The organism is Chryseobacterium sp. CG10_8, assembly GCF_058117085.1.
Genome location: NZ_JBYVEB010000099.1, coordinates 1 through 10,669, shown reverse-complemented (window position 1 = coordinate 10,669; position 10,669 = coordinate 1). Strand labels below are relative to the sequence as shown.

The 10,669-nt window shown below is 35.2% G+C and carries 14 protein-coding genes and 2 pseudogenes; 10 read left to right on the top strand and 6 right to left on the bottom strand.

Annotated features, from left to right (window positions below; all coding sequences use genetic code 11):
- Together AC4AGG_RS13355 and AC4AGG_RS13350 are read left to right on the top strand one after the other, a co-directional pair.
- Positions 1-862: pseudogene (locus AC4AGG_RS13355) on the top strand (hypothetical protein); the annotation flags it as partial.
- Positions 863-1,102: a hypothetical protein gene (locus AC4AGG_RS13350; RefSeq protein ID WP_489772504.1), complete on the top strand. Its 240-nt coding sequence runs from the start codon at positions 863-865 to the stop codon at positions 1,100-1,102.
- A 545-nt stretch (positions 1,103-1,647) separates the two neighbouring features.
- On the opposite strand, the gene AC4AGG_RS13345 is transcribed toward AC4AGG_RS13350, so the two are convergent.
- From AC4AGG_RS13345 to AC4AGG_RS13335, 3 genes are read right to left on the bottom strand one after another with little or no spacing between them, the layout of a single operon-like run.
- The gene (locus AC4AGG_RS13345) at positions 1,648-1,944 is read right to left on the bottom strand and encodes a type II toxin-antitoxin system RelE/ParE family toxin (protein WP_489772503.1); all 297 of its coding nucleotides are present in this window, start codon (positions 1,942-1,944) and stop codon (positions 1,648-1,650) included.
- Complete coding sequence (locus AC4AGG_RS13340) at positions 1,941-2,168, bottom strand: addiction module protein (protein ID WP_489772502.1); 228 nt, start codon at positions 2,166-2,168, stop codon at positions 1,941-1,943. The genes AC4AGG_RS13345 and AC4AGG_RS13340 overlap by 4 nt, the downstream gene beginning before the upstream one ends.
- 12 nt (positions 2,169-2,180) lie before the next feature.
- Complete coding sequence (locus AC4AGG_RS13335) at positions 2,181-2,519, bottom strand: helix-turn-helix domain-containing protein (protein ID WP_489772501.1); 339 nt, start codon at positions 2,517-2,519, stop codon at positions 2,181-2,183.
- A gap of 159 nt (positions 2,520-2,678) precedes the next feature.
- Here AC4AGG_RS13335 and AC4AGG_RS13330 point away from each other — a divergent pair, with 159 nt between their 5' ends.
- The 7 genes and pseudogenes from AC4AGG_RS13330 (at position 2,679) to AC4AGG_RS13300 (ending at position 8,812) form a co-directional block, all read left to right on the top strand.
- Positions 2,679-5,153 (top strand): CHC2 zinc finger domain-containing protein, encoded by a 2,475-nt coding sequence (locus AC4AGG_RS13330; protein ID WP_489772500.1) that lies wholly within the window; start codon positions 2,679-2,681, stop codon positions 5,151-5,153.
- A 132-nt stretch (positions 5,154-5,285) separates the two neighbouring features.
- Positions 5,286-6,140, top strand: a complete 855-nt coding sequence (locus tag AC4AGG_RS13325; RefSeq protein WP_489772499.1) for a tyrosine-type recombinase/integrase — start codon at positions 5,286-5,288, stop codon at positions 6,138-6,140.
- Positions 6,100-6,267, top strand: coding sequence for a hypothetical protein (locus AC4AGG_RS13320; RefSeq protein ID WP_489772506.1), 168 nt, complete (start codon positions 6,100-6,102; stop codon positions 6,265-6,267). The genes AC4AGG_RS13325 and AC4AGG_RS13320 overlap by 41 nt, the downstream gene beginning before the upstream one ends.
- Before the next feature lie 24 nt (positions 6,268-6,291).
- A complete protein-coding gene (locus tag AC4AGG_RS13315) occupies positions 6,292-6,975 on the top strand; it encodes a tyrosine-type recombinase/integrase (RefSeq protein WP_489772498.1) in 684 nt (227 codons plus the stop codon).
- A 389-nt stretch (positions 6,976-7,364) separates the two neighbouring features.
- A pseudogene (locus AC4AGG_RS13310) lies at positions 7,365-7,544 on the top strand (RHS repeat-associated core domain-containing protein); the annotation flags it as partial.
- Positions 7,542-8,234 (top strand): JAB-like toxin 1 domain-containing protein, encoded by a 693-nt coding sequence (locus tag AC4AGG_RS13305; protein WP_489772505.1) that lies wholly within the window; start codon positions 7,542-7,544, stop codon positions 8,232-8,234. The pseudogene AC4AGG_RS13310 and the gene AC4AGG_RS13305, both read left to right, overlap by 3 nt.
- Positions 8,231-8,812, top strand: coding sequence for a hypothetical protein (locus tag AC4AGG_RS13300; protein ID WP_489772497.1), 582 nt, complete (start codon positions 8,231-8,233; stop codon positions 8,810-8,812). Before AC4AGG_RS13305 ends, AC4AGG_RS13300 begins: the two co-directional genes overlap by 4 nt.
- Before the next feature lie 192 nt (positions 8,813-9,004).
- On the opposite strand, the gene AC4AGG_RS13295 is transcribed toward AC4AGG_RS13300, so the two are convergent.
- The 3 genes from AC4AGG_RS13295 to AC4AGG_RS13285 are packed head-to-tail and all read right to left on the bottom strand — an operon-like array spanning position 9,005 to position 9,865.
- Entirely contained in the window at positions 9,005-9,307 is a 303-nt protein-coding gene (locus AC4AGG_RS13295; protein ID WP_489772496.1) for a type II toxin-antitoxin system RelE/ParE family toxin, read from the bottom strand.
- Positions 9,297-9,515, bottom strand: coding sequence for a hypothetical protein (locus tag AC4AGG_RS13290; RefSeq protein ID WP_489772495.1), 219 nt, complete (start codon positions 9,513-9,515; stop codon positions 9,297-9,299). The genes AC4AGG_RS13295 and AC4AGG_RS13290 overlap by 11 nt, the downstream gene beginning before the upstream one ends.
- Before the next feature lie 11 nt (positions 9,516-9,526).
- Complete coding sequence (locus AC4AGG_RS13285; protein WP_489772494.1) at positions 9,527-9,865, bottom strand: helix-turn-helix domain-containing protein; 339 nt, start codon at positions 9,863-9,865, stop codon at positions 9,527-9,529.
- A 158-nt stretch (positions 9,866-10,023) separates the two neighbouring features.
- On the opposite strand from AC4AGG_RS13285, the gene AC4AGG_RS13280 reads away from it, so the two are divergent.
- The coding region (locus AC4AGG_RS13280; RefSeq protein WP_489772493.1) for a CHC2 zinc finger domain-containing protein at positions 10,024-10,669 on the top strand (646 nt) is incomplete at its 3' end.

Genomic DNA, 10,669 nt, shown 5'->3' with positions numbered 1-10,669 from the left:
GAAAATGACCCGTCATAGTCCTTACAATTATGCTTTTAGTAATCCTATAATGTTTATTGATCCCGATGGTAGGAGGGGAACAGGATGGATAGAGCAAACTGTTGGCGGAAAAAAAACTTATACCTACGATGCCAAGGTAAATACTGTTGAAGAGGCAAAAGCCGCTAATTATGAAAATGTAACAGATGTTGATGCTTCCGCAACTATTTCAAGAGAAGCAAATATTTTAGGTAATGGAGGATATAGCTACACATTAAATTCAGATGGAACGGTAACAAACAATGCTGATGGTTCATCTATTAATAATACTTTTGTAACGGGAGCAGGAAGTACAGTCAATGCTCCTTCAGGTTCTTTCATAAGTCAATGGGATGGAGATAGGGGATTCTTTGGAAGTTGGGCTGATTCGGAAGGTCTTGTCGCAAGTGCTTCCTATGAACTACTTAATGATGCATATCTCACAACTCAAGTATTTGACTTTGGCTTATTGGAGCGTGATGGTTGGAGTAATCCTGCTACAGGAGGAAATTTTGGAAACCTAGATGGTTCGACTAACTATAATCAAGCAGATGGCGTTATGAGTACTCTGACTACTGTAGCCCCCGCAGCAAAATCTATCAGCTTTATTAAAGCAGGAATACCACAAGGACTTAGTATTTTAAGTAAATTAAATGCAGCGCAGTTTTCGTCTGCTTTTAAAGGCACTTTTATTGTTAGGGGTCCACATGCCGTAAGAGGTGCTCGAAATAGATTATTGAATAAAGGCATTGGAGAAGTAAACGGTTACGTTGGAGGAGGCGGGGCAGCAGGAACTATAACTACACAAGTACGCAACAGAGTTATCCCAGAAGAAGATAGATAAATGGAAGTATTTGAGATTATTTTACGAGGTATTATTATCAATTTTTTAGGTGTAAATACAAGGTATTATTTTTTTAAACTATTCAATCGAGATTTAAAAAGAGAAGACTTTACGAAAGAGAAAGAGAATGATCCGGGTGGTCTTGTGCAAGGTCTATATAATTTTTTTGTTGGGTTTATTGTGCTTTTGACATTAACAATAGGAATAGCCTACATTTTTTATAAACTAAAACTATTATAAAGTAATATGATTTATTGACCACTGCTCCCTCTAAAGAACACGCTGAGAAAAACCCTCGCAAGAAAAAATAATGTGAATTAGGAAAAGCTTTGTTAGAGGATGTTTGCCCGGCTACGTCTAGCGGCTTGTAATTTTAGTCTTCGTTTATAAAAATAGGATTTAATAGTATAACTTTTTGTTTATTAAGCACTTGTAAAAACATATTTTTCCATACAAAGCCATACGAAAATCCGCACAAGCTTGGGTTAATAAAAAAGCCACCTACTTTTAGGTGGCTTTTTGTTTTCAATTGAGAAAAAAAGCAGACTTATCTGCCTTTCTACATGGCTACGTCTAATAGTTTGTAATTTCTTTATTCTTTTATAAAAATAAGGTTTAACGATGCAATCTTTTGTTTTATAACCACTTGTGAAAATACTGTTTTCCATACAAAGCCATACGAAAATTCGTAAGGCTTTGGTTAATAAAAAAGCCACCTAAGAAATTGGGTGGTTTTTTGTTTTCAATTGAGAAAAAAAGCAGGGTTATCTACCTTTCTACATGCTTTATACTTTGCTAATTTTTTCTTCTCCGCTTTTGGCGTGTAAGATGGCAAGGATGGTAATCAAATTACCTTCTACGAGGTAGTAAATATGGTAATCAAAAGGTTTTATAAGAACCGTTCTCACGTTCTCATTGTATTTTATTTGGAAACCTTTCGGAGTATTTAGAATCCTTTGTTTGGCTTCTTCTATACTGTCAAGAAAACGTTGGGCTAAAGCAGGATTAATGGGCAAGAAATATTCTACTGCTTCAATAATATCGTTATAAACTCTTGGTCTGTTTTTAAAGACAAAACTCATAGCCCGTATTTTTCCCTAACCGACTTCATCATCACATCAAAATCCATACTGTTATCGGGATTCTTGCGGTAGTCTTCCAAGCGTTCGTCCAAGATTTTCTTGTGCCATTGGGGAATATCGTTGCTATCATCATCCGTTTTTTCGTATCGAGCGCCTATCATATCCAAAAACTCCTGGAAAAAAGAAATCTTATTATCGGGTATAGAAACATTGAATGTGGTCATAATATACCTGTTTTAAACGTTAGCAAAAGTTTTACGAGTTTTAAAGTCTCGTATATAAGTGTCAATCAAATCATAAAGCGTTTGCTTTTTATTTTCTTCCAAAAGCTCCAGTTCTTTTATCCTCTCCACAGTTCTTTTATCAAAAGAAACTTGTGAAGTCTCGCCCACCAAGTAATCCAAAGACACACCAAGTGCATCTGCAATTTTTTTGGCAGCATCAATAGACGGGATTGCTTCTCCTCGTTCATACTTCCCAATCATCACACGAGAAACTCCGCTTTTGTCTGCTAAATCACTCTGTGAGAATCCGTTTTTGTCTCTTAAAGTGGTAATAATACTTCCTATATTCATCTCTAAAAAGATATAAATGTTCGTAATAATTAATGATAGTAACAAAAATATGAAAATAAAGGATAGAAAAAAATCTGATATTATTTGGCGGTATGGAAACAAAAAGATACTTTTGTATCTGATAATAACATCGAAAAAAATTAAAATATTTTTCTTTCCATGGAAATCAAAGCGATAAAAGAGCGTTTAGGCTTGTCTGAAGTATTACGACATTATGGTCTCGAACCAAAAAACAAGATGCTTCATTGTTTTTATCATGAAGATAAGACGCCAAGTCTGCAAGTGAATTTAGAAAAGAACTTTTACAAATGCCATTCCTGCGGAAAATCGGGAGACGTTATCCAATTTATAGAAGATTATGAGACTTCCAAAGGCACAGTTATTACCAAACACGAAGCCATTAAAAAAGCAGAAGAGCTTATCGTCTTCATTCCACCAGAGCTAAGAACCCCATCCATAGAGACCAACACAGTCCACAACCAACAAGAAGCCATCCACAACAGAGGTACTGCGAATGTAGAGCAAACCGCCTTCTTAGGAAGGATGTTTGCTCTTTTTAGAAAAGGATTTTATAACTCCAATCCTGCTAAAGATTACGCAGAGAAACGAGGACTGAAAGTCGCTCTTGGTTCAGGCAAAGAAGGTCTCGAAATCGGTTACAACTCCGGACAGTTCCACCAAGGGTCTCGACGAGATGATACCTTAATTAACCAATGCCTTGAATTAGGACTCCTCATTGACAGAGGAATGATAGGCAGAACCGGAGCAAAAGCCTATACTGTTTTTGGAAAATGGTCTCTTGTTTTTCCTCTGAAAAATAAAGAGAACAAAATCACAAGTCTATATTTTAGAAGTATTTTGGAGAGCGAAAATAAGAAATTGGGAGCGGGAACTTCCCGCCACTTCTATTTAAAAAATCGTTCGGGAATCTACCCGCATTACCCAAATCCTAAAACTCGAAAACTCATATTAACCGAAGCCATCATCGATTGTGCAAGCTTAATTCAAATAAAGCCAATTGCCAATAGCTATTCGCTAATAGCTTGCTTTGGAACAAACGGTTTAAACACTGAAATACTAAGTGCCATAAAAGAACTTCCGGAACTGGAAGAAATTATCTTTTGCTTTGATAATGATAAAGCAGGAAAAGAAGCTGTTTTAAAATGTGGTAATGTGATAATGAGAGAATGTGATAATGTAAAAATTACAACTGTAGAATTACCAAACAAAGATGTTAATGAAACCTTGCTATTACACAATGAAGACATATTCTTGGAATTATTAGAAAAGAGAAAAGATGTTTTTCTTTCAACTGAAATCGACAAAGGAGATTCGCCGACTTTAGGAAGGCAAGTCGAGAGCCTCGACACGCAATCAACTAAAAAGAAAGAATCTGTGCAATCTGCGGGAAAAAATAAATGGCAGTCTGCCACCGACTTTTTAAGTGACAAAAACTTACTTCAGAATCTAAACCAACTCATTGAAAAAGCAGGAATTATTGGCGAAGAACAGTCCAGACTGCTTTTATTTTTGATTACCATTAGTTATCTGAATAAGAGTCCATTACACGGTATTGTACAAGGTTCGTCAGGAAGTGGGAAAACACATATTATCTCAAGGATTGCCGACTTAATGCCACAAGAAGACGTCCTGCGTTTTACTCGAATAACGGAAAGTAGCTTATACAATTGGGGAGAGTTCGACCTGTTCCAAAAGATTATCATCATTGAAGATTTAGACGGACTCAAAGAAGATGCTTTGTATGCACTCAGAGAGTTTATCTCCAACCAAGTATTAAGAAGTTCCGTTACCATCAAAGACAAAAAAGGAAACAACAAATCCCGTCACAAAATCGTGAAAGGGCAATTTAGTTCTCTCTCTGCAACCACCAAAGGCGAACTCTATGAGGATAACATGAACCGAAGTTTTATTATTGCCATTAACGAAAGTGAGGAACAGACGGAGAGAATAATATCATATCAAAACCGCAGAAATGCCGGAGAAATCAATAAAAATACAGAGCAGAAAGCCATCAACTTTATACAGAAATTGGTTAAGAATTTAAAGCTTTACGAAGTCGTCAATCCGTTTGCAACACAGATACAGCTTCCCAATAACGTCAAAAATAAAAGACGCCTCAATGAAATGTCCCAATCCATCATCAAACAAATTACCCTTTTACACCAATACCAACGGCAGGTAGTACCTGCAGGCAATTATCTGATAACCGAAATCGAAGATATTGAGAATGCTGTACAAATATTATTCGAAAGTATTATTCTAAAAATAGATGAATTAGACGGTAGTCTCAGACAGTTCTTTGAGAAGTTGAAGAAAGCTTTTAAAGAAGAGAGTTTTACAAGGTTCGATGCCATGGAAGTGACGGGATTTAAAAAGACACAATTACAGTTCTATCTCAATGAATTAGTTCGATTAGAATATCTAAAACAAATTGGTTTTGCCAACAAAGGGTTTAAGTACAAAATCTCTTACAGTGATAATATTCAGAAAGTGAGAAAGGATTTAAAAGAAGCTTTTACAAAACAGTTACAAGAGTTAAAAAAATCGCCTATGCTACTACACACCGAACACCAGCGAACGCTAAACGGAAGCCAAACGAACGCTAAAGTATAACCTATGATAGGTTAATTCATTTATCATCAATCAATTATCTATTATAATTAGTTAGCGTTCGGAAAAATCCAAAATATTACAAAAGCAAAAGCATCATAGATGCCTTAATTACTTAATCTCTTAATGTTAAATATGAACGATGAAAGTATATTATTTTTTAGAAAAGAATTACAGAATTTAGGTTATTGTAAAACGGTGGTGGGTGGCTATCCCAAGCAAGTCAGAAACTTCTTGGATTACTCTCGGAAACATTATTCCGAAATCTTATCTGAAGACATCATTAACTACCATTCCTTTTTAAAAACTACTACAAGCGTAAGAACCCAAAAACCATTGAGTGAAAGTTATATCCACAGTATCTTTTTATCCATCAAGCTTTACTTTAACTATCTGCAAAGAACAGGACAGAGAAAAGACCATCCTTACCAACTGAAAATAAAAACACCCCAATCTTCACAACGTAAAATATTTACACCTGAACAAATCCGTCAGCTCTACAGCGTTGCAACCCCACAACAAACCATTATCCTGCACTTATGTTATGCCTGTGGACTCAGAAGAACAGAAGCCGTGAGCTTGGTATTAAAAGACATCGATTTAGAAAATAATTTGCTCTACATCCGAAAAGGAAAAGGCAAAAAACGAAGAGTCATTCCTTTTACCAAACAGGTCAAAAAAGACTTTAAGAGATTTTTAGACACAAGAACCCAGAACCAAGACCAAAGATTTTTGGGAATTACTGCAGAAAGAATCTATAGAGAATTTAAAAACCTGTTAAAGAAAGTCCCTCGGGACAACGAGGAGACCGTAGGTACTTTTACCCTGCACTGTCTCAGACATACCATTGCTACACAACTTTTGGAACAAGGAATGGAACTGGAGAAAGTAAGGGACTTTTTAGGACACGAATATTTAGGAACTACACAGATTTATACCCGAATCCAAAATGATAACCATAGAAGATTATTTACACCAATCTCTACGTAAAAACACCGCAAAAAGCTATCTCTACGAAATAGAAAAGTTCAAAAAACATTACGCCCATCCTCAGACACTCTCTTATCAGGAACTCATGGAATACGTGGAGCTTCTTCGTAAAAACTACAATCCCTAAAGTATTACAAGAACTGTTTATGCCTTGAAAAAGTTTTACGAGTATCTCTTGGAAACAGGAAAAGCAAACGACAATCCGGCAAAGAATATCAAGATTAGAGATGGCAAAGAAAATCCAATCCAACTACAGGAACTACTCACAGAAAAAGAACTGCTCCGGCTCTTAGAACCAAGACAAGAACGTTACTCTATTTTAGAAAAACGAAATCAAATTATTTTAAGTTTACTCATCCATCAAGCTCTTTTAGTCAGCGATATCGTAAGGTTAAAAACCGATGACTTAGACCTCAGTAACGCCAAAATCAAAATCGGAAAAACAGGGAAAACCAACACAAGAACCTTAGACTTAAATGCCGAACAAATCCTCTTGTTTTATCAGTATCTGCAAAATGATAGAATATCATTATTAGCATTGCAAAATGTCCCCCTGGGGGATTTAGGGGCTTTTCTATTGAATAAACTGGGAAGCAGAATTACAGCAGACGATATTAATTATTTGGTCTCTACATATCAAAAGAATTTTACCAAGAAACTCACTTCTGTTACCATTAGACAAAGTGTAATTAAACTCAAATTAGACCAGGGCGAAAACTTACGGAAAGTCCAATACTTTGCAGGACACAAACACGCCGACACCACCGAAAAATACAGAGAAACAGGTATTGAAGCTTTACAAACTGCTATTAATCTGTTCCATCCCATCCAATAACTTCTTTCTTCAGCACTTCACCCCCGAAGCGGGAAAAGGCCTTGACTCGGGAAAGACTATTTAGCGAAAGCGAGAACATAAAATTTATTATAGGTAAGGTTCTCCCCTGTGGGGAGTCAGAGGGGCATTGCCTATAATATCCAGCATTTTATGTTAAATAGGCTTCAAAAAGGCTTTTTCCCGCTTCGGGGGTGGCGTTTTTTTTACTCCACTGAATTTTTAAAAGTGTAGGTCAATCCTTAAAAAACGTAGTCTCTTTTTTTTCAATTGAAAGAAATAAATCCTTATATTTGTTTAGCTACGTGCAGAGTAGATGTTCAAAAAAATTGCGTTCGCACGAGCTGTTTTGAAGTAGAAATCTGCTGAAAAGTTGAGCAGTGATATAGAACTACAAATACAACGGCAAAGAACTCCTAGAAACAGGAATGTACGACTACGGAGCAAGGTTCTATATGCCAGATATTGGTAGATGGGGAGTTGTGGATCCGTTGGCGGAACAATACAGAAGGCACTCTACTTATAACTATGCTGTTAACAACCCAATTAGATTTATTGATCCGGATGGAATGAGTGCAGGAGATGTAATTACGATTAAAGATAATGGAGACATAGATAGGAAAATAAATGCCGATGACAACGCCTATGATACTATTACTAACGAGAGTGGCTCTAATTCTATTACAATAAATCGTGTAAATGTCGACGAAAGTAGTAATCCTACTGGTGACTCCCAAATAGGAGAAGCAAAATCAGTTCCTTACAATACGCCGGGGCATGATGGACATTCAGGAGGAGATACATTATCCTTTTTAGAAATTAAAGATAATGACGTTGCAAAGCAGTTTTTTGAATTTGCAGCAGATTATACAAATGTTGAGTTCATTAGAGATGTTTATAGATTTAATGACGGATATGCTACAAATATAATATCAACCAATCATATCTATAATAAGACAGTAAGCATATTCGCTGCAAATAGTATGCAAGGAAGGAGGGTAAGTTTGGGAGGTAAACTTCGCACTATTGGTGCAGGAGATTGGTTAGAAAATAATCATTCCCATCCGCCTACTGGGAATTATGCTCCATCAGGATTTGATGTTTCAACGTATAGAGGGGAAACTCGTTTCATTTTACAGCCTACTGCTCATAGCGATGCAGCTTTTGCAAAAGATCATCCAGGACCGGAAAAGTATGTATATAAAACTGGTTATGGATACATTAGATACAATGATAAAACCGCAGAAAAAGTAAATAGATGAAAAAAACAATAGCATTCCTATTTCTAATCCTATGTTCATTTTTGTATTCTCAATGTACTAAAGAAGAAGTTGTAACATTAAAAAAAGTTTTGTCTTCTTATATTGATTATACCGAGGATTATAGAATGGTTGATAAAAATAATGAAATACTTATTCTAACTTTAACGAAAGATCCTGACTATCCTATTGAAATAGCTGGTGTTTCTTTTTTTAATAACTCGTTATTAAAGGACATTTTCTATACTAAAATTTTTGATTATAAAGGATACAAACTTGTTTTAGTATCAAAAGATTTTGAAGATTTTGAGAAGAAAATTGGTCGATATTTCAAAAAGAGAAAATTTGAACAAATCAATAAAGCTAAGAATACAGTTGATGATATGTTCATTAGTTATAGAAATATAAGCATCAGTTTAAACGAAAAATTAGAGGTAGTATCTATTTATCCTGAAGATAAAGGGCTATTAAAGAATCTCATTGACAATAAGTTAACGATTGCTGAAGATTGTTCATGTTTACAAAATATTTCTGCTGTACATAGTCATGCTCCCTCTAACGTACATGCTGAGAAAAAATGATATAAGTGGCTCCCGGCTGGCTACGTCTAACAGCTTACAATTTTAGTCTTCGCTTATAAAAACAGTCTTTAACAGTGTAAAACTTTGCTTATTAAGCACTTATAAAAATACAATTTCCATACAAAGCCTTACGAAAATTCGTACAAGCTTTGGTTAATAAAAAAGCCACCTAAAGAAGGGTGGTTTTATTGTTTAGGGGATGTGGGTATAATTTTGGTCATCTTGATTGGCGTTAAAAACGGCTTTAATGTAGATGATTTTGTTATTTTCGTCGATGGTATAAAAGACGATAAACGGAAATTTTTTCATAGGTTTTCCTCGGAAGTCTCTAAAGAAAACCCTAAAATATTTGACCTTTAGAATGTCTTTAAAAGTTCTTTTGTAATCGTCGATAAAAAGCCGGGCTACTTTTGCAGACACTTTGGTTGTGTAGTAAAAAGTTGCATCCTCAATATTTTGTCTGGCAACAGGCGTTAAGACGACTTTATAACTCATATTTTTCTTTCAATTCTTCGTAGAAATCCTCTGCGTCTGTGCAGTCTTCCAAAGAGATGTTGTCTTGGTCGGTGAGTATTTTTTTCTGCTCATCAGAAAGCACAAAACCATCATCATCCGTTTTTTCGTATTGAGCGCCTATCATATCTAGAAACTCCTTAAAAAAAGAAGTTTTGTTGTCGGGTATAGAAACATTAAATGTGGTCATAATGTTTTATGTTAAACGTTAGCAAAAGTTTTACGGGTTTTAAAATCCCTGATATAAGTATCAATCAAATCATAAAGCGTTTGTTTTTTACTTTCTTCCAAAAGCTCCAGTTCTTTTATTCTCTCCACCGTTCTTTTATCAAAAGAAACCTGCGAAGTCTCGCCTACCAAGTAATCCAAAGACACACCAAGTGCGTCTGCAATTTTTTTGGCAGCATCAATGGACGGAATTGCTTCTCCACGTTCATACTTCCCAATCATCACACGAGAAACCCCGCTTTTATCGGCTAAATCACTTTGAGAGAGATTGTTTTTGTCTCTTAAGGTGGTAATGATACTTCCTATATTCATCTCTAAAAAGATATAAATGTTCGTAATAATTAATGATAATAACAAAAGTATGAAAATAAAGGATAGAAAAAAATCCAATAAGATTTGTTTGATTGAAAACAAAAAGATACTTTTGTATCTAATAATAACATCGAAAAAATTTAAAATATTTTTTTCTAATGGAAATAAGCGAAATAAAATCCCAGTTATCAATTGCAACAGTTCTGCATTATTATGGTCTGAAACCCGATAAGAATGCTAAAATGTGTTGTCCGTTCCACGAGGACAAAACACCAAGTATGCAGATTTACTATAAAACGCAGACAGCTTACTGTTTTTCATCCAATTGCAAAACACATGGTAAAAGCATGGATGTGATTGATTTTATAATGTATCGTGAAAATTTATCCAAACATGAGGCGATTAAAAAAGCGGAAGATATTTTAAATCCAAGTTCGGAAAAAAGAGAAATCAGTAGAGAGCAATTCTTGTTGAATATGTTTACATACTTCCGAAATGCTATCAATAATAGTAAACCCGCAAAAGAATATTTAGAAAAGCGAGGATTAGATTTTACAAGAATAGAAATCGGCTATAACTCTGGTCAGTTCCATCATGGAGAACGGAAGACGGAAGAATTATTACAAAATGCGGTAGAATGCGGATTGTTGTTAGACAAAGGATTAATCAATACAAGAACAGGAGAAAAAGGATTTAGTCCTTTTGCGAAATGGTGTATTTGTTTTGCGTTAAGAAACAGGAATAATGAAGTAACAGGATTGTATTTTAGAAGTATTCTGAATGACAATAAGACCAAACATTTTT